Below are 21,605 nucleotides of genomic sequence, written 5' to 3'. Positions count from 1 at the left end.
ATGATCAGCCATTTCGAATCCGACGCCCGCCTCCTCTACACCGGCCCGGACTGGGACTACCGGCTGGTGCGCAAGGCCTTCGACGCCATCGAGCGCATCGCGGTCGACGAGATGGGCCTGAACCCCTACCCCAGCCAGGTGGAAGTGATCAGTTCCGAGCAGATGCTCGATGCCTATTCCTCCATGGGCATGCCGCTGTTCTACCGCCACTGGTCCTTCGGCAAGCACTTCGCCCGCGACGAGATGCTGTATCGCAAGGGCATGACGGGGCTCGCCTACGAGATCGTCATCAACTCCAACCCGTGCCTGTGCTACATCATGGAGGAGAACACCATGACCATGCAGACGCTGGTCATGGCCCATGCGGCGTTCGGCCACAGCCATTTCTTTCGGAACAACCAGCTCTTCAAGGCCTGGACCGATGCCGACTCCATCCTCGACTACCTGGACTTCGCCAAACGCTACGTGAGCGAGTGCGAGGAGCGCTACGGTGCCGGCGAGGTCGAGAAGATCCTCGACGCGGCCCACGCGCTCATGAGCCACGGCGTGCATCGCTACCCGCGGCGCCAGCCCATGAATCTCAAGCGGGAGATGGAGCGCGAGCGCGAGCGGCGGCGTTTCGAGGAGCAGACCTTCAGCGACATCTGGCGCACCCTGCCCAAGCGTGCCGACGAGGACGGAGACGAGGATCCCAACGGTGACGCGCGCAGGCGCAGCCTCGGTCTGCCGGAAGAGAACCTGCTGTATTTTCTGGAGAAGCGGGCGCCGAAGCTTGCGCACTGGCAGCGGGAGATCCTGCGCATCGTGCGGGTGGTGTCCCAGTACTTCTATCCGCAGAAACAGACCAAGGTGATGAACGAGGGCTGCGCCACAACGGTGCACTACGCCATCATGAACCGCCTGCACGAGACCGGGCAGATCACCGACGGATCATTCATGGAATTCCTGCACGCCCACACCAACGTGGTGTTTCAGCCGGAGTTCGACGACCGGCGCTTCTCGGGGATCAACCCCTATGCGCTGGGCTTCGGCATCCTGCAGGACATGAAGCGCATCTGCGAGAAGCCCACCGACGAGGACCGGCGCTGGTTCCCCGATTTTGCCGGCAACCAGGATGCACTCGGCACCTGGAAGACCGCCTGGGCGGAATATCGGGACGAGAGTTTCATCCTTCAGTTCCTGAGCCCGCGCATGATGCGCGAATGGCGCCTGTTCTCCGTGCTGGACGACGCCGACGACGACGAACTGGAAGTGGAGGCGATCCACGACGAGTCCGGGTACCGGGAGGTTCGCCGCGCGCTGGCCGCCCAGTACGACCTGGCTCGCCACGAGCCGGACATCCAGGTGGTGGACGTGGACCTCACCGGCGACCGTCGGCTGATCCTGGAGCACCGTGTGCTGGACGGCCGCCTGCTGGAGGAGCGCAACACGCTCATGGTGCTTCGCCACCTGGCCAACCTATGGGGCTATCCGGTCAGTCTCGTCGAAGTCGACCCCAGGAGCGAGGACCTCCTCAACGCCTACGAAGACGTGGAGCCGGATCTGCGTCTGGCCTGAGAAGGATTTTAAAGACTCAACGCAAAGGCGCAAAGACGCAAAGGGCCGCAAGATCTTTCAAGAAAAACAGATAAGGCCGGCGAAGCCGGCCTTATCTGCGCTCAGGATTCTTTGCGTTCCTTTGCGTCTTTGCGCCTTTGCGTTGGATTTTCTCCACACACCGTAATCAAAACCGATAGCCGAACTCGCGCTGGAAGCGCTCCGCGAAGCCGTCCTGGTTGAAGCGGTGGTTCTGGGTGCCGTGGTGTTCGATCTTGAGGGCGCCCATGAGGGAGGCAATCCGCCCGGTGGTTTCCCAGTCCATGTCGTGCATGAGGCCGTGCAGCAGGCCGGCGCGGTAGGCGTCGCCGCAGCCGGTCGGATCCTTGATCTCCCGTGCCCTGGCGGCCGGGATGTCCAGACACTTGCCGTCGGTGTAGACCAGTGAACCCTCGCCGCCGCGGGTCACCACCAGGGCCTTCACCCGCTCCGCCATCTGCTCCACGCTCAGACCGGTGCGCTCGCTCATGAGCTGGGCCTCGTAGTCGTTGAGGGTGACCCAGGTGGCCTGCTCGACGAAACGCTTGAGGTCATCACCGTCGAACATGGGCATGCCCTGGCCGGGATCGAAGATGAACGGGATGCCGCTGTCGGCAAACTGCTCCGCGTGCTGGATCATGCCGTCGCGCCCGTCGGGAGAGACAATGCCGATGCTGATGCCATTGGCATCCGTGACCTTGTTGCGATGCGACTCACCCATGGCCCCCGGGTGAAACGCCGTGATCTGGTTGTCGTCCTGGTCCGTGGTGATAAAGGCCTGGCCGGTGTAGATGTCATCCAGCACCTTGACGTGCTTGCGGCTGATCCCGTTCTCGTCCAGCCAGTTGGCGTAGGGTGCAAAGTCGCCGCCCACCGTCGCCATGAGCACGGGTTCGTCGCCCAGGAGCTTGAGATTGTAGGCGATGTTGCCCGCGCAGCCGCCGTACTCCCTGCGCATCTGCGGCACCAGGAACGACACGTTCAGGATATGCACCTTGTCCGGCAGGATGTGGTTCCTGAACCGGTCTGGAAAAACCATGATGGTGTCGTAGGCGATGGAACCGCAGATCAGTGCAGACATGGATGCTCCCTGGTGAAAATCGAGGCGTTAAAGGCCATCGACCTTACCGAAGGCACCCGTGACCTGCAAGGCAGCGGGGAAGCGATTCAAAGTTCAAGATTCAATATTCAACATTCAAAGGGGCGGGCATCCGGCATGGGCCTCAGCGCCCCCTTTGAATCTTGAATCTTGAACTTTGAATCGCATTAAAAAAGCCCCGCTGGGAGGCGGGGCTCACGCGGGAGGTTCGGTTGCCTCCCGGGTACGATTTCCGGTCTTACTGTGCGACGACGTTGGCCGCCTGTGGTCCCTTGGGACCATCCTGCACATCGAAGCTGACCTTCTGGTTTTCGGCCAGGGTCTTGAATCCGGAACCGCTGATGGCGCTGAAATGGACGAATACGTCCTTGCCACCGTCATCGGGAGTAATGAAACCGAATCCCTTGGATTCGTTGAACCACTTCACAGTACCAGTTGCCATGGACTCCTACCTCAAAAGCAAAAAATTGAACACTCACGGTTGATGCGCAGGTCATTTCAGGGCCCCTGGGCGCGGCCGCCTACCCGGCCGCCACGCGAAAGGTGGCCAAACGAACGATCCGCCACCGCTACAACCTACGCAACTTTTCGGTGGCGCGCCACTTTTTTTTTGTCGTTGTCACGCAGTGTTCACGCGCCCGGTGCGCGACCTTGTGCACAGATGCACACTTCAGTCGCACACTCGGCTCTAATCAGGCCGCTGCGAATGATGGGCGTCATGGCCCTATGCATATTCCACGCCCGGGTCACGAAAACGCACCGCTCACCTGCCTGATTCCACGTTCAGGTGACGATCCGGGTACTGGTGAAACGGGGGTCGTGGCGTTACCCTCCCCGGCATGTCCACAACGCAGGCCAGTAGTCCCGTGCCCCTTCAGCCCGGTTGGTCACCGCCGAATTTCACCGGCGAGGGGATCGCCAACCTGATGACCAGCATCGGTCTGGGGCTGGGGATGGACACCGATGACGGCCCCTCCCGGTGCCCCCCGCTCAAGGCCCTCCCACCGGACGCGGTCCGGGGCCACCGCCACGTACTGTTGATGGTGATCGATGGCCTGGGCGAGATCATGCTGCGTGATGGCCACTGCCCCACGTTTGCGGCGCACCAAACCGCCACGCTGTCGTCCGTATTCCCCACCACCACCGCTGCAGGGATTACGTGCTTTCTGACCGGACAGCCGCCGGCCTGTCACGGACTCACCGGCTGGTACGTTTACCTGGACACGCTGGACACGGTCATGGCGGTGCTGCCGGGAAGACCCCGGGGTGAGGGTCCGAGCTATACGGACCTGGAGGTGACACCCAGGGATCTGCTGCGCCTGGAGCCGCTGTTCGAACGCGTGCCGGTGCCGAGCCACTGCATCAGCCCGGCCAACATTGCCGACTCGCCCTTCAATCGCAGCGTCACCGGCGCCGCCCGCGGCTATGTCTTCGACGATCTGCCCGGCTTCTTTCACGAGACCCGTTGCGCAGTGCTGGACGGGCCCGGGTTCACATACGCCTACTGGCCCGAGCTGGACAGCCTGGGTCATCGCCACGGCGCGCAGAGCGCGGAACTGTACGCGCATCTGGCTGAACTTGACGCGGGCTTCGGCCAATTGCTCGGGGAGATCGCCGGCAGCGACACCCTGGTGCTGCTGACCGCGGACCACGGCATGATCGATGCACCGAAACGTCTCGACCTGAATGCGCACCCCGAGGTGATCGAGTGCCTGTCGCATCCCCTGTGCGGTGAACCCCGCGTTGCCTTTGCCTATGTGCGCCCCGACCGTGCCGAGCGCTTTTCCGCGCTCGTTCGCGAGTGGTTCGGGCACTGCCTGATACTGGTGGAGAGCAGCGTCCTGCTGGATGCGGGCTGGTTCGGCCCCGGCACGCCGCACCCCGCGCTGTCCGGGCGGATCGGCGATTTCACGCTGCTCATGCACGACGGCTGGATGATCATGGACCCGCTGCCCCAGGAGGCCCCGCCCGGCATGGTGGGCGTGCACGGCGGTCTGAGCGCGCAGGAACGCCTGGTGCCGCTGATCACCGCGCACGTCTGATAGAATGGAGGCTCCTGCACGAGGTCACCCCCCATGAACGACATCCCGGACATCTACGAGACCGCCGCCACGGAAACGGTGGAACTGGCCAACCGGCTGGCGGCCGACACCCCGGACAACCACCCGTGGGACGTGGCCGACGGCATGCTCGCCGGCGCAGTGCACTACTGGCTCTACAGCCGCCAACCCTGCGGCGACCCCATGTGCGAGGACTGCGCCCCCATCGCCACCGCCGAACAGCGCCTCGCGGAACTCAAGCGGGTGATCGAGGAGATGGCCCGGGACAGCGACTACTACCACTCGCCGACGGACTCGAATGTCGGTCGCGCGTGACGCGCGACCGACAGTGGCAAGTCTCAAGTCTCAAGTGGCAAGGCCCCTCTCCAACCCCCGCGATGCGGGGGGAGGGGCGTTACTCCCTCTCCCTCAGGGAGAGGGCCGGGGTGAGGGTGGTTTCCCTCGCCACTTGAGACTTGCCACTTGCCACTGAGCCGTCAGGCTCTAACATCCAGCCTTCGCAACGACCCGCTCCCGCTGTCTCCCAGCAAGGCGCTGATGCGCTGATCCAGCGCGTCGGCGGGGGTGCGCGGCAGGGCAACCTGGGACCCCCGCCGCATCACGTTGGCCGGCCGCGTCTCCGGTTCGGCGAGCGCCACGCGCAGGCGGCCCAGCATTTCACGCTCGCGCCGGTCCCGGCGCTGCTCGGCCGTGTGTTCGCCCCCGGTGGGCGCGGTCGGCCGGCGCACCGGCTCCTCGCCGCCCCGCTGCGCCTCGCCCCGCACGGGCGCATGCCAGGCCGGATCGGTGTCGATCCGGATCGGCGGGGGCAGCAGGGCGGCCTGGATGGGCGAGAGGGACACGTTTGGAAGTGAGAAGGGTGAATTGGGAAGTGGGAATGTGAGTTTAGTCCAAGTAACAGGGGTGTGAATCGAGATTCAAGATTCAAGATTCAAAGAGAGGCTGAACGTGGGCAATGAGCCTCCTCCTTTGAATCTTGAATCTTGAATCTTGAATCACTCTCACCCATCGGGGAGGCGGATTCGTACGCGGGCGCCGCCGAGGGGAGACTGGTCGATCTCGATCTCGCCCTCGTAGGCGGCCACGATGTCGGCCACCACGGCCAGGCCGATGCCCTGCCCAGGGACCTGCTCGTCCAGGCGGCCGCCGCGGGTGAGAATGGTGGGCACCTGGCCGGGCGGGATGCCGGGGCCGTCGTCGCTCACCGTCAGTTCCAGGCCCCGGTCGTCCTGCCGGGCGTCCACCCGCACCCGGCTGCCGCCGTGCTTCCAGGCGTTGTCCATGAGATTCCCGAGCAGTTCCATCAGGTCGCCCTCGTTGCCGCGAAACTGCAGGTCATCGGGCACGTCGACCTCCAGGTCCACCCGTCGGTCGCCATACACCTTGGCCAACGTGACGCCAAGGCGTTTCACCAGTGGTGCAACTGCCACGGGTGCGCTAAGGGCAGTCCGCCCGGACGTCGCGGCACGTTGAAGCTGGTAGGCCACAATGCGCTCCATGCGTTCCAGTTGCTCCACGGACTGCCTGCGGTCCGGCTCACGGCTGTCGAGACTGCCACGCAGGACGGCCAGCGGCGTCTTCAGGCTGTGAGCCAGGTTGGAGAGGGCGTCACGGTAGCGCGCCAGCTGGGCGCGTTCGTGGTGAACGAGTGTATTGAGATTGTCGGTCAGACCCCGAAGCTCCACCGGGTAGCGCCCCTGCAGGCCCGGCTGCCGGCCTTGCTCCACCGCGCGCAGTTCCCGCGCCACCCGGCGCAGGGGCTTGAGCCCCTGGTGAAGCGCCAGCGCCTGGGCCGCCAGGAGCAGCACCGCCATGGCCGCCAGCCAGCCCCACAGGCTGCGCCGGTACTGCGCGATCTGCGCCTCGAAGGCGGCGCGATCCTCGCGAATGTGAAACTCCAGCGGGTACAGGCGTTCCTCCAATTCCCAGTTCACCGTGAGGTTCACGGAAAACGGCAGGGCATCCGCGTCCGGGTCGCGGCCCAGGGCCGAGGGCGAGGTCCAGAGGGGCTCGCCGTCGGGCGTGCGCACCTCGGCCACCAGCCCCGAACCGGGCAGCATGAGACGCGCTTCCGGCAGCCGTTCCGGCAGATTGACGCGGCCCGCGGCATCCACCTCGGTGATACCCATGAGCAGGTAAAGCTGGGCATGGAGGCGCTCGTCCAGTGCCTGGGCGGCACTGTCGCGGAACGCGCGCTCCAGCGCGAGCGCCGTCAGGACGGCGAACACGGCGACCACCAGGGCCGCGATCAGCCCCACCCGAAGGCTGAGGGAACTCATGAATCCCCGGCGTCCACCAGGTTCAGCCGGTATCCGCGTCCGCGCAGGGTCTCGATGGGGGTCAGGGTGCCGTCCGGGTCCAGCTTGCGGCGCAATCGGCCGATGAGCACCTCGAGCACGTTGGAGTCCCGGTCGTCATCGTGGGCGTAGAGGTAGTCGGTGAGGGTCTGCTTGGAGACCACCTGTCCCGCGTGGCGGGCGAGATACTCGAGGACCCGGTATTCGAAGGTGGTCAGGGAGACCGGCGTGCCGTCCCGGGTGACCGTCTGGGCACCGGTGTCCAGCACCAGGGGACCGAGGGTCAGTCGACCGTCGGTGCTGCCCGCAGCGCGCCGGGCCAGCGCCCGGATCCTCGCCACCAGTTCCTCCATGTGAAACGGCTTTGCCAGGTAGTCGTCCGCGCCCGCCTCCAGGCCTTCCACCTTCTCCTGCCACTGGCTGCGGGCCGTGAGGATCAGTACCGGCACCTTGCCGCCCCCGGCGCGCAGGCGGCGGATGACCTCCAGCCCCGGCAGGCGCGGCAGACCCAGGTCCACCACCGCCACGTCCACCGGGTACTCGGTAAGCTGGTACAGGCCGTCCTCACCGTCGGCGCTGGTGTCCACCATCCAGCCTTCCGCCTCCAGCCGCTCGCGCAACTGTTCGCGCAGGGGGGCTTCGTCCTCGATCACCACGACCCGCATCAGAGCCACTCCCCGGTATGGCCGTGCACGCGGATGGTGCGCACCCGGTTATTGTCCGTCAGCACCCGGATGTGGTGCACGGGTTCGCCGTTCTCCATGCGCGTCTCGGCGGACAGCACACGCCCCCCGGTACGCCGCTGCACCTGGGCCACCGCCTGATCCAGGGAGACCCCGTTGGCCTGTGCCAGCTCCATGGCGTGCCCGCCGGGGGGCTCAAGCACCGTGCCCGCAACGCCCGGCACCGCGAAGGCGCCGAAAGCGAGGAGCAGCACCGCCAGTGCGGCGGGCCGAAGCACGGCAGACGGAACGGATGTCATCATGTGTCCCAGTTTACCGCCTCAGCCCCGGCGTGGAAGTGGCGCGGTGTTGCTTTCTCAGTCCGCCGGCGCCACCGAGACCCTCACCCTGACCGTGGAGCCGGGGTTGTAGGACATGTTGCGGGTGTACTCCCGGCCCTGGTAGCGGTAGGTCACCCGGTAACCCGCATGACGCTCCTCCTCGTAGTAGCGGTCCACCACCCGGCAGTGCTGCTCGTGGGTCGTGTACACCTGCGTCTGCTGGCGGTTGCGGGCCATATCGGCACCGATCATGGCACCGGCCACGGTACCGATGGCCGTAGCGGCCCGGCGCGTGTCGCCCTTGCCGACCTGGTTGCCCAGCACGCCGCCGATGATGGTGCCGGTCAGCGCGTAGGTGCCCGTATCGGGACCGGTGCGATGCACATGGCGCACGGGCTCGGTCCAGCACTCCTCCTGGGGGCTCGCCACGCGCACGATCTCCTTGATGGGCCGCACGTCAACCACCCGTGCCTGGTCATAGAACACACCGCCCGGCCGGTCGTAGGCCTGGGCCGTTCCGCCCAGGACAAGCCCCGTCAGGGCCAGGGAGGTCAACAGAATTCGGGATTTCATGGCTGTGTCTCCTCGCTATGGGGGATGGTCCGTGCCCAGCATGCCGGAGACCCGCTGAACACGGACTGAACCCCCGGGTCGCGTCAGAACTGCGTGCTGTAGCGCACCGTGAAGTCCAGTGTGCTGCGGCTCGGGGGCGCGTGATACACCGTTCTGGGCGCCCGGTGGTAGACCGGCGGCTGGTGCACGACCACCGGCTTGCGGTAGCCCCGGTAGTGGCGCGAGTGGTGTCGGGGGCTATGCTTGTGTCGATAGCCGTGCGCCGGGGCCCAGGCCGGCGGCCCGCCGCGCACGTGGGTCGTATGGTAAGTGATGGTGGTCACGCTGCTCGGGCCGCCGTAACCGTAGTGTCCGGCCATGGCCATGCCCGGCAGCAGCAGGGCGGCGCCCAGTACGCCGGCGCCGAGGCGGATGATGGATTTTCGCATGACGGCTTCTCCTCGTTCGCTTGCGGGCACATCGCCCGGCAGTGTCAGGGTGCCTGCAGGGCACTGAACTCAACCTGAACGGGATTCTTGCGTGAGGAGCGAGGCGAGAGGGGTAAGGCGAAAGCGCTTCCTTACGTCTATGCGTAAACGACTGCCATGACGCGATTCGGCTGGTACACATTCCTGTTCATCGCCCTGTTGGTGGCGTCACAGTTCTGGCTGTTGTGGCGCACCCGCAACCAGCGCGGGCGGGCTGCGCCGCGGCTGGATGACGTGCTGGCGCCGCGTCACCTCGACCAACCGCGGCTGATCCTGTACTTCTGGCGGCCCGGCTGCCACGTGTGCGGACCCACGTCCATGGTCATCAATCCCCTGCTGGACAAGCGCAATGACATCGTCAAGATCAACGCGCTGGAGGAACGCGAACTGGTGCGCCGGCTCGGTGTGATAGGCACGCCCACGCTGGTGGTCATCAGCGAGGGGCGCATCGAGCGCATGCTGACCGGTTCTCGCAACGAACAGCAGATCCGCGATCTGGTGGGCGCCTGGGATACGGACGACGACGACAGGGACCAGGGCGTACCCATGTAGGGCCTTGGCACAGCCGGCATGGATCGGATCGGACTGGAACAAAACCCTACCCGTTCCGGTGTTTTGGCTGTATCTTCTAACCTGTCTCTCGCAACCGGTGCGCTGCTGATGGCCGACAGCCCGGAACAACTGCGTGCAAGACTCGAGGCCGAGACCGGCCCTATCTCCTGGTCCGAACTGGAGCGCCATTTCGCGCGCGGCGTGGTCATCCACGTGGCCCGTGAACTGGACCTGGTGGAAGTGGCCGCCCGCATGGTGGAGGATGACAAGGACACCATGACCAGCTGGCTCGACACGGGTCAGGTCAACCCCGCCACGGACGAGCAGGCGCGGGATTGGCAGGACCGCAGCGCCAGGTTCCGGGCGGTGGTGGCCGCGCCCTGGGTGGTGGTACAGGAGCAATAGGCACGGGTCGGCGCCGCTCGGGTGATCTATGATCCCGGTCAGGGCCCGGAGGGTGTTGTGCCGCCGGGTGTTCGGTCTGGCCACACACTCCGGAGGCTGCCCATGCTGGAGATGAATCCCGAGATCGTTTGCGACGTCATTGCGCGTTCCCGCGAGTTTCACGCCAAGGAGGAGGTGGTGATCCCCGAGGAGCCGGGCAACCCCGGCGACGACTGGGCCATGCAGATCCTGGCCGATCACGCCGACGACCTCACCTATCTGGACCTGAAGACCCAGATCGACGACCTGGACCCCGAGCAGCAGGTGCAGCTGGTGGCGCTGATGTGGCTGGGCCGCGGCGACTACGAGGCCGACGAATGGGACATGGCCGTCGAGGACGCCAAGGACAACTGGACCCCCACCACTGCCGAATACCTCATCGCCACCCCCCTGGTGTCCGACTACCTCACCGAAGGCCTCGCACTGCTGGGGTACAGCTGCGAGGATTAGCGGCTCTTGTTCTTTGAACCACGAAGCTCACGAAGAACACGAAGAAAAGCATTTCTCTCGCAAAGCCGCGAAGCCCGCCAAGGAAAAATTGGGCTGTCGGGCTGTATGGCTTTTCCGCACGCTCGCAATCTTTGCGGGCTTCGCGGCTTCGCGAGAGTCATAACGACCAATCCCGCCAGTGCCCCTCATGTCAATGATCTGTGCACCATCCAATGCGGGCAACGCAGTCCCATTCCAGGAATCCTTCGTGAGCTTCGTGGTTAACAAACGGTCACTCCCCCATCTGCAACAAGGCCCCCCGTCGTCGCGCCGACTGGAATGACCATAGAAAGACCGCCACGCCGAAGGCGATGTAGACGCCGTTGAGGAGCAGGGCGGCGAGGAAGTGACCGGTGTCGAAGACGCCGTCGATCAGCACCGCGCGCATGCCCTCGAAGACGTGCGCCGAGGGCAGGGCCAGCGCCACCGGCTCGAGCCAGTCGGGTAGCGTCTCCACCGGATAGTAGATGCCCGAAAGCGGCGCGAGCGCGAACACACCCACCCACGCCAGGCTCTCCGCCCCCATCCCGAGGCGCAGCACCAGCGCGCTGATCATCAGTCCCAGCGCCCATCCCATCACCAGCAGTTGCGTGAAGAATGCGAGCAGCGGCAAACCCATCTCGAAGATGGAGTAGTGATACAGCGGAATGGCCAGCAGCGCCGCCGCCAGCACGCCGATCAGGGTGCGCACCAGGCTGATCCCGAGCAGCGCCACCACCAGTTCCCAGGGCCGAAGCGGACTCACGAACAGGTGCCCCAGGTTGCGCGAGTACATTTCCTCGTAGAAGGGCAGCGTCACGCCCAGCTGGGCCCGGAACAGCACGTCCCACAACAGCACTGCAGCGATCAGGATCCCGGCCGCCTGCGCCACCCACTCGCTGTGGCCCGTGAAGAACTGCGTGATCAGGCCCCAGAGGATCATCTGCACCGTCGGCCAGTACGCCAGCTCCAGGATGCGCGGCCACGACCCGCGCAACAGGTACAGGTAGCGCAGGATCATGGCGTAAATGCGGATGGGAGAGACGGGGGACATCAGTGGCAACAGGGTGGAGGGGTGTCCAGTGTGGTGTCCGTTCCGGGCATCCGAACAGGATGTCCAACGTGGATGGATCTATCGGTCGACGATGCGCCGGCAACAAATCGCCGGCCGTCCTGATCGAATCAGCCGGCAACATGCATTGTAATGGGTGCCGAACGTTTCCCGCAGCAGGCTGACCGTGAAATGCACGGAAGCCTCTTCCCACTGGGGGAAATGGCAATCCCCGGGGCGGGTGTTTATTCTACGAGTCTGTCTGAAGTTATGGCGTCCGCTGTCGGCGGTCGAGCCGGGAGATGGGCTGAAAAGTCATGGATCTGGTGCGCAAGTACCTGCTGGTCGGGTTATTGTGGGGAATCATCCTCGGCTACGGCGCGGTGGCTATTGCCACCGGTCTCGGCGTGACTGTCCTGTTTCTGATTGTTTACGGCGAAGGCCCGTGGGGAGAGGGTACAGGCACCCTCCTCTACGGGCTGGCCATCGCCGGCTTCACGGCCGCTGTCCTGATTTGCAGCACAGTCGGCTATCTGTTTGGCCGGAGGATGCAGTCCCTGTCACTCGAGGCCAGTGAGCTGGCCATCGAGCACCGCCGGGCCCACATTCTGATTGCGACGGCCATAGTCGCTGCCTTTCTGGGCGCGTATCAACTCTACGCTCAACACACGGCGCTCACGGTTCGTCAGGGCTATCTCGAGCAGATGCTTGACGCCCGTCAGACGGTTGCGGACGTTCGTGCCACGCACCGGCGTGACGGCCGGGGCATCGACATCGCCCTGATCACGCGAGGCGAACGCGCAGGAATGCACGCCCTCGAACTGCTGGTCCGGGACAGTGAAGATCGCCTGCTGGAGCGCCAGCGCCACGAACTGGAACTGCCGGATCGTGAGGCCTATCGCGTGTTGACGGTGGACTACGCGGACCTGATCCGCGCGGTGGTGGAGCGCGAATATCGCGGCCAGGAGCCCGTCGTCCATCGCGGCACACTGTCTGTCATCGCACGGCTGGCACCCCTGCTTGAGCCGCAAGAATTGCGCACCCTGCCGCGCCATGCCGCGACGCATTACCTCGCGCCCGACTCCCCTTTCTACAGCGAACGACGCTTCGACTACCCCATTGAGTTCCGGTTCGAGGAAGGCCGGCACTGGGTGGTTGTGGAGGGTGAGCGTCACCCCGTGGCAAGGTAGCCGTTGCCACGCCGGACACCGCCGCAGGGGCGTTGTGGCGGGGCAGGCACCAACCCGCAGATCTCAGAAGCGGTAACGGAGCCCCGCGGTAACGAAATTGGACCCGGCCGACCTGCTGACCACGTCATACGCCCCCGAGCGATGGTGAATGCGGACGAAGCCTTCCCAGGGCGTACTGTGTGGAGGCGCCGTGGTCACTTCGGTCACCATGAACACGAGCACACGGGTGGCACGCCGGTCCTCACGCGTCTCGATGGGCGGACGCTCGAAGGCATAGGACGGCCCGAAGCCGTGGGCAATCGAGGTGTTCAGGAAGCGATCCCACGGAAACGTGGTCCAGCGCAGGCTGGCGGCGGCATTGAGCTCGAAGTGGTGCTGCTTTCCCCAGTGACGGGCCGCGTTGATCTCGCCCTCCAGGTGCAGGTGCTCGTTGAAACGATGCAGAACGCGCGAGGCGCCCGCCGCGGCCAGATACGAGCTGCGGAAATTCGACCGCAAGCCCACGATCTCCCCGAAGCGGTTTGCGCTCCACTGACCGGCATATATGAAGACAGCCGCGTCGCTCTCACTGACACCACGCACGGTTTGCGTGGAGGGCGGCGACACCTCGCCGGGCGCCTCTGCCGCAATAGCAGGGGACAGGAGCACTAAGGCGAGCAGCACCTGCACCACGCCCGGGGCCGAGAAGGTTGCGCGCCTGTGATTCATCACGGCTCATTTTAGCCCGGATATTGCGCCAGGGATCGTGAGTGATTGTGGTCTCCCGGCCTGTCTCGCGCCGTCTCTGGAAGGAGAAACACAGGGCGGGCCGTGCCCGCCGTCGAATTGGAGGCCATGGGCCGCCCTATGAGCAAGCGAGACAGGCCGATCGACCGCAAGCATCGCGATAGGCCACCGGCCAGCGCCGGGCAACCGGTTGTTCAGCTGGTCAGTTGCCCCTTCAGGTGGTTCAGCGTGGCGCAGTGCTCCACCTGTGGACTGAACAGGATGATCTCGGCGTCCTCGTCCACCTTGAGCGTGTGACCCGGGGGCCAGTAAAAAAGGTCGCCGGCGCGTACGGTCTCCTGCTCGCCGTCGCTGTAGGTGACGGTCAGACGCCCCTGGATCATGTAACCCCAGTGCGGCGACTGGCACAGGTCTTCCCTCAGGCCTTTCAGCAGGGGCGTGATGTCGGTGCCGGCAGCCAGCGAGAAATACTCGCCGGTCATGGCGCCATAGTCGGTCGCGTCGCCGAAGCCAAGCACCTGGCGCGCCACGGCGCCGGTGACGTTGAATACTTCGGGTACCTCGGATCTCGCGATGCGCATGGTTTCCTCCCGTGTTGGACAGGTGTCCGCGGGCCCATCCCTGGCCGCCTGGACAAACAGGGCAGGACGCCTGACGGACAATCACAGAATTAGACCAATCGGTCTAGTCTGGAGTGTAGTTGCCCATGCCGGGACGTCAAGGGGATCGGCCCATCCATGTGGGGCGGGGGTTCAGGACACGGCAGCACGGAAATAGAAGTCGAGCATGGCCTCGAGCGGCGCGGGATCGCGGCGCAGGCGACTGCGCAGGGCCGCACCCTCCCAGCAGTCCAGCAGCAGGCCCGCCAGGTGATGCACGTCGGTCTCCGCGGGCAGATCCCCGCACTGACGGGCCTCCTCCAGGGATACGGCGATTCGCCCGGCGATCTCGGAGAAACACCATTCGATCTTGTAGCGAAAAGCCTCGCTCACGCCGGACAGTTCCTGCCCAAGCCCGCCCAGCAGACAGCCCATGTAGCCTTCGCGGCGGTACTTTTCCCGGGAGAGTTCAAAGAAATCGCGCACGCGCTCCAGCGGCGCCCGCGACCGGTCTCCCAGGCAGGCGTCGAGGCCGGCATGCACTTCGGCCATGTAGTGATCCACCACCTGCAGGGCAAAGTCCTCCTTACTGCGGAAGTGGTGGTAGAAGGAACCCTTGGGAATGCCTGTGGCGTCCAGCAGGGCCTGGATGCCGAGATCGTTGTAACCGTGGCGCAGGAGCAGGGCCAGACCCTCTTCCAGCAGCCGTTGTCTGGTAGTACGCATCGTCATCCCATAATAGACCGATTGGTCCATTCATAAGCATACGTGAAGCGCCATCGGCGTCAAGTGACGGGCGCGCGGGGAATGCGAAGCGGTGCACAGGCATGCGGCTTCGGCGCGATTCCCGGAGGGCGGATGGGTTAGCATCGGTTCACCTCGACCTGCCTGGAGCCCGCGATGCCAAACCTAGCCCGCACATTCCTCACCGGCCTCGCCGCGATTCTGCCCATCATGATCACCCTGGCACTGCTGTGGTGGATCGGCAGCACACTGGAACAGGTGCTCGGCGGCATCTTGCAGGCCATCCTGCCCGAACTGCTGTACTTTCCGGGCCTGGGGATCTTCGCGGGGCTCGTGCTCATCCTCGCCCTCGGTTTTCTCCTGCGGGCATATCTGGTGCGAGGGCTGTTCGACTGGCTGGAAGGCCTGATGGAGCGCATCCCCGTGGTGAAGACCATCCACGGTACGGTGCGCGACGTGACGCGTCTGCTTTCGGGCGACATCCACGAGCGCTTCGGTCAGGCGGTGCTGGTGAGCTTTCCGGGCACCGACTTCAAGCTGGTGGGCTTCATCACCCGGGAAGACTTCACCGGCCTGCCGGACAATCTCGGCGGTGACGACACGATCGCCGTCTACACACCCATGAGCTACCAGATCGGCGGCTACACGCTGATGCTGCCGCGCAAACGGGTGGAGAAGCTGGACCTCTCGCTGGAGGACGCCATGCGCTATGCGCTCACGGCGGGCGTATCGGCACGCAAGGAGAACGGTCGAAGCTGATGATTACCGGCGAACGACCGTGTAGCCCCGGGCATCCAGCAGGTCCAGCACATTGTCCGGTCCCACCAGGTGGGCGGCGCCCACCACCACGAACTCGCTGCCCGGCGTCTCGAGCATGTGCCCGATCTCGACGACCCAGTTTCGATTGCGTTGCGCGATGAGCACCTCCCAGGCCTCCGGGTAATCCGCGAAGGCCTCGCGCATGAGCCGGTCCAGGACCTCCATGTCGCCTTCCAGCCAGGCGGTGACCAGGGCGTCGATGTAATCCCGGTCCTCCAGCTGCGTCAGGGTTTGCTCGATGATCATTTCGGCGTCCTCACCCAGGCCGTGGATGAGGATCTCCATCTGCTCCTGCGCGCTCTCCAGACCGATCACCGGCTTGCCGGTACGCGCGGCGCGCTGATTCAGCACCATGTCCACGCCGAAACCGGGATCGTAGCCATGACTGGCCGCCCAGAGTTGCGTCAGGATGATGCCGGCGAGCCAGGGGCGCATCTGTGCGAATTCGGCACGCGCGGCGCCGAGGGATTCCGCCAGGGCCAGCGCCCTTTCGAAGGTGGCCGGCTCCAGTTCGTCGGCCAGGCTCTGCCCGGGCGGGTAGAACCCCTTCTCGTGGATGAAGCGCATCATCACGGCCTCGGCGGCCTGCAGGTCTCCCACCTCCAGCACCAGCCGCGAGGCGGCATCAAAGCGCCGCTCAAGCTCCGGGTTCAGCCAGTGGATGTCCGGCCGGAGCAAATGTACCGAGCCCATGATGACCAGCGTGGCATCCCCGTCGCGCACCTCCCAGAGCGCCGGTCCCTGCGCCTGTACCGCGCCGGAGGCGGCACCGATGAGAAAAAGCAGAAAAATGTTCCGTATGATCCGTTTCACGTCCATGCCGCGGCTCCCTTGTGCGTGGTGAGACATCAATGCTGCGCGCATGATACATCGGCGACGCGGCGCACCCCGCCGGGACAGGCGAAACTGAGCGCTTCGTCGCAGTACCCCCGGCAGAGCCCGGGGTCAGTCGCCCGGCACCGGTTCCGGCGTGGCGGGCGAGGCGGCGCGGATCCGGTCGATGGGGCGCAGGCTCCCCTGCACGCTCGCATTGAGATCGGTGAGGCTTGCACGGAACAGGGCCAACAGCGGTTCCCCGTACTCGTTCAGCATGGATTCGTGCAGGGCGTCGACGCTGCGGTGCAGGGCCGCTTCCAGTTCGTCCCGGTGCAGTGCTTCGTCCATCCGAAGCAGCGCCCACTCGGTGCCTAGAATGACCCCGCTGAACACCAGTACGCCGCAACCGACGGCCAGGGGACCGGTGAGACCGCATGCCGCGGCACTGGCGCCCGCAGTACCCCGGGAACTGAGCCGGGTGGCGGCCCGGGCACTGGCCGCACGCGCGTTCACCCGGCCTATGGCGGCGCGGGCCAGCAGCGCACCGCCACCCAGCCCGGCCGCCGCCTGGATGCCGATGTGGTCGTTGTGCGGGAGTTGCGCCAGATGCGCCTGCAGGCGCCGGTTGAAGTCCACGGTCTCCCGGTCCGGGGACAGCGGGTGGTCCTGGCGGTAGGACGCCAGTTCGCGGGCCAACCAGGCCAGCCACTGGGCCTCCAGTGCAGCCAGCTCGCGCCGGTACGCCTCGCCCAGCGCCCGATCCACGGCCTCCAGATCCGTCTCCCAGGTATCCTCCGGGAACAAACGCGAGCCGATGGCGGTGGTGATGAACTCCGTGCGGTTGCGCCAGAACGGGTTCGGCATCGCCGCGACCAGGCGGAGCGTGGCGCCGGGGACGGAGTAGTACCAGTCCACGAACCCGGGCACCCGGTCATGAACACCGACGAAAAGCCCATCGAGCTCGTCGTGCACAGCGGCTTCCATGCGATCCAGCGCCCGGCTCTCGGCATCGGTGAGCCATTCGGGCCGGGTGGCCGACAGACGGGCCAGCTGGCGCTCGGGCACCAGATAGACCTCTTCGCCGATCGCCACGCCCACGCGCTCGGGCAGGACCCAATCCCAGGGATCGTCCGCTGTCAGTGTCCACAGGAGCCCGGCCATGAGCAGGCCCACCGCCAGCAGGTAGGCCAGGTGATGGCGTTGCGCATCAGGGGCCGGAATGGCCGGGTTCGTGTCGGTGTTCATGTCGATAGACCATATGTGAGACGGCCGCGCACAGCAGCAGCAAGGGCCACACGAAAAGCCACTCCCGCACCAGCACCACCATCCAGGCGATCACCTTCAGACCCAGACCCGGCAGGCCATCGAACCAGTGCTGCGCCAGCCAGTGGGGCACACCCTCCAGCACGGCAAAAACGGACAGCAGTCCCCCCAGCACGGTGCTGCGGACGTCCTGTTCCGCGGCGTAATGGCGGACCGTGTCGTACAGAGTCACCTCACCCAGGTCCGGCACCGGCTGCCAGAGGCTGCGAATGCCCAGGCCCAGCACGAGCACGATTCCGGATGCCCAGACCACGGCCCGCCCCGCCGTCACGGGCAGGAACTCGGGGCTGGCATGTCGCTGAAGACCGCGTCCCGCCAGCGTCCAGACCTTGGACCACAACGGCACGGAAAGGATCAGCACGACCCAGACGGAAGGCGCGATACCCCGGGCCAGGGAGAGGAGCAGCGCCAGGGCGAACACCGCCGCCAGCAGGGCCTGGCCGAGCAGCATCAGGACCCCGCCGCGCAACCTGGCGGACCACGGACTGGTGTCCCTCAGGTAGACCCGAAGCCAGGCGCGGCGCGCCAGGCGGCGGCGCCAGAACAGCAGCCCCAGCAGCGGCAGCCAGAGCAACACCCACACCAGCACGACTGGACCGTCGCTGAGTCGCGGCAGCACGCCGCCGATCGCCAGCAGCACGACGAGCAGCACCAGCAGCGCCAGCATAAGCCGCAATTCCTCCTGGCTGACCAGCCGGCCCACCCAGTGCCTGTAGGACAGGGTTTGCATCCGTCACTGCTCCCTCGTGGTTGCCGGAGCGAAAGCAATCGGCAACGGGTCACATTACATTCGAAACTTCGTTGACTTTACGCAAATCGCCCCGATAGCGTCACGGGGAGGGCGTATGCCGGCCTCTGCCGCGATACGCCTGAAACCCGTTCGAGTCACGACGATATTCGAGGGTCACGCCATGTCCTGGAGAAGAATAACGGGGTTGATGGTCGGCCTGCTGGCCATGCTGCTCATACCAATCGTACCGCTGCAGGCGGGCATGGTGGGCACCAACGAACTGCTGCGTGAAGGAGAACGCGCACAACTGATCGAGCAGCTGCAGCGCCAGGATGTGCAGCAGGAACTGGTGCAGCTGGGCGTGGACCCGGCGGCGGCCCACAAGCGCGTGGATCAGATGACCGATGAGGAGGTCGCACAACTCGCCGGGCAGATCACCGAGCTACCCGCGGGCGGCAGCCTGTCGACGATCCAGCTGCTGCTGATCATCATCATCATTATCCTGCTGGTCTGATTGGTCGCGGTCCCCGGGCGGCGGGATGCGCTACGAACTCTATTACTGGCCGACGATCCAGGGCCGGGGTGAATTCGTGCGCCTGGCACTGGAGGCGGCGGGCGCGGACTACGTGGACGTCGCCCGCAAGAACATGCAGGCCATGCTGGATGTGCTGGAGGACCCGAAACTTGCGCGACCGCCCTTCGCGCCGCCGTTCCTTCGCGCCGGACGCCTGCTGATCGCCCAGACCGCGAACATCCTGCATTTTCTCGGTCCCCGCCTTGGCCTGTCGCCGCGGGCCGAGTCCTCGCGGTTGTGGCTGCATCAGCTCCAGCTCACGGTGGAGGACCTGATCGTGGACGTGCACGACACGCACCATCCCGTCGGCGCGCACCTCTATTACGAGGACCAGCAACGGGAGGCGAAGCGGCGCTCGGCGTATTTCACCGGCGAACGCGCCGCCGAACTGCTCGGTTACTTCGAGCGGGTACTCGCCGCCAACACTACGGGCCGGGGCCACATGGCGGGCCGCGCCCTCACCTACGTGGATCTGTCCATGTTCCAGGTGATCGCGGGGCTGCGCTACGCCTTCCCGCGCATGATGCGGCGCCTGGAGCCATCGATACCCGGGCTGATCACCCTGCACGATCGCATCGCCCGTCGCCCGGAGATCGCTGCCTACCTGGACTCGGACCGGCGCATCCCGTTCAACGAGGACGGCATCTTCCGCCACTACCCCGGGCTGGACGGCTGACCCCGGGGAAACCGTAATCGCCAGGCAGATTTTTCACAGGCAAGCCGAGAGACGCAGGGCGGACAAACGAAGCGCATCCGCCATGCCTCAGCCGGGCATGGCGGATGCGGCTGCGCCGGATCCGGCCTACGCACTGACCGCCGGGTACCGGAACCGCCAACCCGGAAGCGGCCCCGGTACCTCGGATTACAGCGCCTCGGGGTCCACGACCATGACCACCTCGTGAATCCTGTCGGCGGGCAGGTTTGCGGCCCGGGCATGTTCAAGTACCCGTTCCGGACTCTCGGCCTCGTAGATGCAGAATGTGAGCAGGCCCGAGTCGGTCTTCACGACGTAGGAGCGGTCCCATCCCACGTCCGGGAACCTTTCGTTGCGTACCTGCTTTGAGTACGCAGCCGCTTCCTGCAACTGCGCGTCGCTGACCTGCCCCAGGTTTCTTTCGATCACATATGTGGTCATGGCTTCTTGTCCTCCCGTAGAGCGATCCAGTCAGTGATTCAGGACATCGTCCCGACCGGTGGCGGCGATATCCAGAATCTCCCGGATCTTGGGGCCGGGGACACCGAGTTCCTCCAGCGTGTCCCGGAAATGGCCCATGAACACTTCATACTCGCCCTCCCGAAGTCCCTGGGAGACCGCCCGCTCGTGCGCCGTTCTCAGGTCGCGGCCGTCGTAGTTCTGCGGTCCGCCAAACGCCATGGACAGAAAGGCCTTCTGCTTGCCCTTGATACGCTCGACGTCGAGACCGTCAAAGAATCTGCTCACGCGTCGATCGCCCATGACCTTTTCGTAAAAGCGGTCCAGCGCCGCCTGGATGGACTGCTCACCGCCGATTTCTTCATACAGAGACATGGCTGACCTCCTCTCTCTGCCGGGGCCGGGCGCGAAACCGCGGCCCGTGATAAGCACAGGACGCAAGGCTGTCGTGCCTTGCGCAGGCCATGCTCCCCGTGAGGCGTGTGAACCCGCGTGTGATCAGCATGCGTCCACCAGCGCTTGCCACCCCGCTGCTGAGCAACCCCTATCCGGTGGAGCGCGAACCACTCAATGCACCATGCGCTGCAGCCGCGGACTATCGATGTCCGCGGCCAGCAGGCGGGCGGCGGGCATGGCATCCGCGTCGCCCAGCCGATGGCGATGCAGGCAGGCCCGTACCATGAACTCACGCATCACGCCACGCATGGCAAGCGCTTCCAGGGCATGTGCCCACGCGACCGCACGGTTGGCGTCGCGCGGCGGTGACGCCTCCGCGAGGCCGTCCAGGATCCAGCCGTGCACCCACTGGTAGGGCGATGCCGGACGCAGGCAGCGCCTTCGGGCATCTTCGAGCCAGACGAGTGCGAGGTCGTGATGGCCGAGCCTCGCCTCCACCAGCCCCAGCCCGCGCGCCGTCACCCCCTCCCAGCAGGGATCGCCCAGTTGGCAGGCCAGGGCAAAGGCCTGTTCCAGCCGGCCGTGGGCGGCATCGACCCGACCTTCCTCCATGTCGACCTCTGCCAGCAGGGCCTCCGGCCAGGGGCGAAAGGCGAGCCATCGGGCCTGATCCACGGCCTCAACCGCCTTGTTCAGATGCTCGCGGGCGGCGTCATGGCGCCCGGCAAGCAGGTGCACCCGGCCCAGCAGCGAGTGGGCCAGCGCGCGCTGGTGCTGCGCCCGCACACCTGCCTGTGCCAGCGACGCCTGCAGGCTTGCGATGGCCTGTGCGTAATCGGCCGCGTCGGATTGGTTCATCCCCCGCACACCGTGTATGGCGGCCAGTTCATCGGGACAGCCGATGGCAGCCTTCTCGGCCCTGTCCAGCCATACCAGCGCGCGCTGG

General features: G+C 65.6%; 29 protein-coding genes. 11 read left to right on the top strand and 18 right to left on the bottom strand.

Features of this window, described 5'->3' with window-relative positions; all coding sequences use genetic code 11:
• On the top strand, window positions 1-1,557 hold the full coding sequence (locus B1C78_RS06035) for a SpoVR family protein (RefSeq protein WP_077278249.1): 1,557 nt from the start codon (window positions 1-3) through the stop codon (window positions 1,555-1,557).
• Window positions 1,558-1,723: 166 nt separating this feature from the next.
• Here the strand turns inward: B1C78_RS06035 and B1C78_RS06030 are convergent, their stop codons facing one another.
• Window positions 1,724-2,656: a carbohydrate kinase family protein gene (locus B1C78_RS06030; RefSeq protein ID WP_077278248.1), complete on the bottom strand. Its 933-nt coding sequence runs from the start codon at window positions 2,654-2,656 to the stop codon at window positions 1,724-1,726.
• A 12-nt stretch (window positions 2,657-2,668) separates the two neighbouring features.
• Here B1C78_RS06030 and B1C78_RS17600 point away from each other — a divergent pair, with 12 nt between their 5' ends.
• A complete protein-coding gene (locus tag B1C78_RS17600; protein WP_175628245.1) occupies window positions 2,669-2,821 on the top strand; it encodes a hypothetical protein in 153 nt (50 codons plus the stop codon).
• A 91-nt stretch (window positions 2,822-2,912) separates the two neighbouring features.
• Here B1C78_RS17600 and cspE read toward each other — a convergent pair whose 3' ends face one another.
• Window positions 2,913-3,116: a transcription antiterminator/RNA stability regulator CspE gene (gene cspE, locus B1C78_RS06025; protein WP_012636760.1), complete on the bottom strand. Its 204-nt coding sequence runs from the start codon at window positions 3,114-3,116 to the stop codon at window positions 2,913-2,915.
• A 397-nt stretch (window positions 3,117-3,513) separates the two neighbouring features.
• Here cspE and B1C78_RS06020 point away from each other — a divergent pair, with 397 nt between their 5' ends.
• Together B1C78_RS06020 and B1C78_RS06015 are read left to right on the top strand one after the other, a co-directional pair.
• On the top strand, window positions 3,514-4,716 hold the full coding sequence (locus tag B1C78_RS06020; protein ID WP_077278247.1) for an alkaline phosphatase family protein: 1,203 nt from the start codon (window positions 3,514-3,516) through the stop codon (window positions 4,714-4,716).
• 33 nt (window positions 4,717-4,749) lie between these two features.
• Complete coding sequence (locus B1C78_RS06015) at window positions 4,750-5,049, top strand: hypothetical protein (RefSeq protein WP_077278246.1); 300 nt, start codon at window positions 4,750-4,752, stop codon at window positions 5,047-5,049.
• Between the two features lie 161 nt (window positions 5,050-5,210).
• Here the strand turns inward: B1C78_RS06015 and B1C78_RS06010 are convergent, their stop codons facing one another.
• The 6 genes from B1C78_RS06010 to B1C78_RS05985 all read right to left on the bottom strand — a co-directional run bounded on the left by B1C78_RS06010 (window position 5,211) and on the right by B1C78_RS05985 (window position 9,035).
• Entirely contained in the window at window positions 5,211-5,576 is a 366-nt protein-coding gene (locus B1C78_RS06010) for a hypothetical protein (RefSeq protein WP_077278245.1), read from the bottom strand.
• Between the two features lie 159 nt (window positions 5,577-5,735).
• Window positions 5,736-7,013 carry an ATP-binding protein gene (locus tag B1C78_RS06005; RefSeq protein ID WP_077278244.1) on the bottom strand — a complete coding sequence of 426 codons (1,278 nt, stop codon included), beginning with the start codon at window positions 7,011-7,013 and terminating at the stop codon, window positions 5,736-5,738.
• Entirely contained in the window at window positions 7,010-7,696 is a 687-nt protein-coding gene (locus tag B1C78_RS06000) for a response regulator transcription factor (RefSeq protein WP_077278243.1), read from the bottom strand. Before B1C78_RS06000 ends, B1C78_RS06005 begins: the two co-directional genes overlap by 4 nt.
• Window positions 7,696-8,016: a PepSY domain-containing protein gene (locus B1C78_RS17795; protein WP_245795335.1), complete on the bottom strand. Its 321-nt coding sequence runs from the start codon at window positions 8,014-8,016 to the stop codon at window positions 7,696-7,698. The genes B1C78_RS06000 and B1C78_RS17795 overlap by 1 nt, the downstream gene beginning before the upstream one ends.
• Window positions 8,017-8,070: 54 nt before the next feature.
• Complete coding sequence (locus B1C78_RS05990) at window positions 8,071-8,607, bottom strand: glycine zipper 2TM domain-containing protein (RefSeq protein WP_077278242.1); 537 nt, start codon at window positions 8,605-8,607, stop codon at window positions 8,071-8,073.
• Between the two features lie 83 nt (window positions 8,608-8,690).
• On the bottom strand, window positions 8,691-9,035 hold the full coding sequence (locus B1C78_RS05985; protein WP_077278241.1) for a hypothetical protein: 345 nt from the start codon (window positions 9,033-9,035) through the stop codon (window positions 8,691-8,693).
• A 156-nt stretch (window positions 9,036-9,191) separates the two neighbouring features.
• Here B1C78_RS05985 and B1C78_RS05980 point away from each other — a divergent pair, with 156 nt between their 5' ends.
• From B1C78_RS05980 to B1C78_RS05970, 3 genes are all read left to right on the top strand, one after another.
• A complete protein-coding gene (locus B1C78_RS05980; RefSeq protein WP_077278240.1) occupies window positions 9,192-9,626 on the top strand; it encodes a thioredoxin family protein in 435 nt (144 codons plus the stop codon).
• Window positions 9,627-9,734: 108 nt separating this feature from the next.
• Complete coding sequence (locus B1C78_RS05975) at window positions 9,735-10,031, top strand: DUF2288 domain-containing protein (protein ID WP_077278239.1); 297 nt, start codon at window positions 9,735-9,737, stop codon at window positions 10,029-10,031.
• Between the two features lie 102 nt (window positions 10,032-10,133).
• Window positions 10,134-10,520 (top strand): DUF3775 domain-containing protein, encoded by a 387-nt coding sequence (locus B1C78_RS05970; protein ID WP_077278238.1) that lies wholly within the window; start codon window positions 10,134-10,136, stop codon window positions 10,518-10,520.
• Window positions 10,521-10,791: 271 nt separating this feature from the next.
• Here the strand turns inward: B1C78_RS05970 and B1C78_RS05965 are convergent, their stop codons facing one another.
• Window positions 10,792-11,592: an ABC transporter permease gene (locus B1C78_RS05965; protein WP_077278237.1), complete on the bottom strand. Its 801-nt coding sequence runs from the start codon at window positions 11,590-11,592 to the stop codon at window positions 10,792-10,794.
• Window positions 11,593-11,906: 314 nt separating this feature from the next.
• Between B1C78_RS05965 and B1C78_RS05960 the strand changes: the two genes are divergently transcribed.
• A complete protein-coding gene (locus tag B1C78_RS05960) occupies window positions 11,907-12,779 on the top strand; it encodes a hypothetical protein (protein WP_077278236.1) in 873 nt (290 codons plus the stop codon).
• 63 nt (window positions 12,780-12,842) lie between these two features.
• Here the strand turns inward: B1C78_RS05960 and B1C78_RS17790 are convergent, their stop codons facing one another.
• The 3 genes from B1C78_RS17790 to B1C78_RS05945 form a co-directional block, all read right to left on the bottom strand.
• A complete protein-coding gene (locus B1C78_RS17790; protein WP_245795334.1) occupies window positions 12,843-13,487 on the bottom strand; it encodes a hypothetical protein in 645 nt (214 codons plus the stop codon).
• Between the two features lie 212 nt (window positions 13,488-13,699).
• Entirely contained in the window at window positions 13,700-14,086 is a 387-nt protein-coding gene (locus B1C78_RS05950) for a cupin domain-containing protein (protein ID WP_077278235.1), read from the bottom strand.
• 171 nt (window positions 14,087-14,257) lie between these two features.
• On the bottom strand, window positions 14,258-14,830 hold the full coding sequence (locus B1C78_RS05945; protein ID WP_077278301.1) for a TetR/AcrR family transcriptional regulator: 573 nt from the start codon (window positions 14,828-14,830) through the stop codon (window positions 14,258-14,260).
• A gap of 174 nt (window positions 14,831-15,004) precedes the next feature.
• Here B1C78_RS05945 and B1C78_RS05940 point away from each other — a divergent pair, with 174 nt between their 5' ends.
• Window positions 15,005-15,607 carry a DUF502 domain-containing protein gene (locus B1C78_RS05940; protein WP_077278234.1) on the top strand — a complete coding sequence of 201 codons (603 nt, stop codon included), beginning with the start codon at window positions 15,005-15,007 and terminating at the stop codon, window positions 15,605-15,607.
• 3 nt (window positions 15,608-15,610) lie between these two features.
• Here B1C78_RS05940 and B1C78_RS05935 read toward each other — a convergent pair whose 3' ends face one another.
• The 3 genes from B1C78_RS05935 to B1C78_RS05925 form a co-directional block, all read right to left on the bottom strand.
• Window positions 15,611-16,486 (bottom strand): TraB/GumN family protein, encoded by an 876-nt coding sequence (locus tag B1C78_RS05935; protein WP_175628244.1) that lies wholly within the window; start codon window positions 16,484-16,486, stop codon window positions 15,611-15,613.
• Window positions 16,487-16,612: 126 nt separating this feature from the next.
• Window positions 16,613-17,728, bottom strand: a complete 1,116-nt coding sequence (locus tag B1C78_RS05930; protein ID WP_245795333.1) for a hypothetical protein — start codon at window positions 17,726-17,728, stop codon at window positions 16,613-16,615.
• Complete coding sequence (locus B1C78_RS05925) at window positions 17,691-18,536, bottom strand: hypothetical protein (protein WP_245795332.1); 846 nt, start codon at window positions 18,534-18,536, stop codon at window positions 17,691-17,693. The genes B1C78_RS05930 and B1C78_RS05925 overlap by 38 nt, the downstream gene beginning before the upstream one ends.
• Before the next feature lie 115 nt (window positions 18,537-18,651).
• Between B1C78_RS05925 and B1C78_RS05920 the strand changes: the two genes are divergently transcribed.
• Window positions 18,652-19,050 carry a PA2779 family protein gene (locus B1C78_RS05920; protein ID WP_139349822.1) on the top strand — a complete coding sequence of 133 codons (399 nt, stop codon included), beginning with the start codon at window positions 18,652-18,654 and terminating at the stop codon, window positions 19,048-19,050.
• Window positions 19,051-19,075: 25 nt separating this feature from the next.
• Window positions 19,076-19,786: a glutathione S-transferase gene (locus B1C78_RS05915; RefSeq protein ID WP_077278231.1), complete on the top strand. Its 711-nt coding sequence runs from the start codon at window positions 19,076-19,078 to the stop codon at window positions 19,784-19,786.
• Window positions 19,787-19,972: 186 nt separating this feature from the next.
• Here the strand turns inward: B1C78_RS05915 and B1C78_RS05910 are convergent, their stop codons facing one another.
• The 3 genes from B1C78_RS05910 to B1C78_RS05900 form a co-directional block, all read right to left on the bottom strand.
• The gene (locus B1C78_RS05910) at window positions 19,973-20,245 is read right to left on the bottom strand and encodes a DUF4242 domain-containing protein (RefSeq protein ID WP_077278230.1); all 273 of its coding nucleotides are present in this window, start codon (window positions 20,243-20,245) and stop codon (window positions 19,973-19,975) included.
• A 30-nt stretch (window positions 20,246-20,275) separates the two neighbouring features.
• On the bottom strand, window positions 20,276-20,638 hold the full coding sequence (locus tag B1C78_RS05905) for a group I truncated hemoglobin (RefSeq protein WP_077278229.1): 363 nt from the start codon (window positions 20,636-20,638) through the stop codon (window positions 20,276-20,278).
• A 192-nt stretch (window positions 20,639-20,830) separates the two neighbouring features.
• Window positions 20,831-21,605, bottom strand: a 775-nt coding sequence (locus B1C78_RS05900; protein WP_217698009.1) for a tetratricopeptide repeat protein, incomplete at its 5' end; no start/stop codon positions are given.

This window comes from Thioalkalivibrio denitrificans, assembly GCF_002000365.1.
In the GTDB taxonomy this organism is placed as follows: domain Bacteria; phylum Pseudomonadota; class Gammaproteobacteria; order Ectothiorhodospirales; family Ectothiorhodospiraceae; genus Thioalkalivibrio_A; species Thioalkalivibrio_A denitrificans.
Note: the sequence above shows the minus strand (reverse complement) of the source record. Positions and strands in the feature narration are given on the sequence as shown.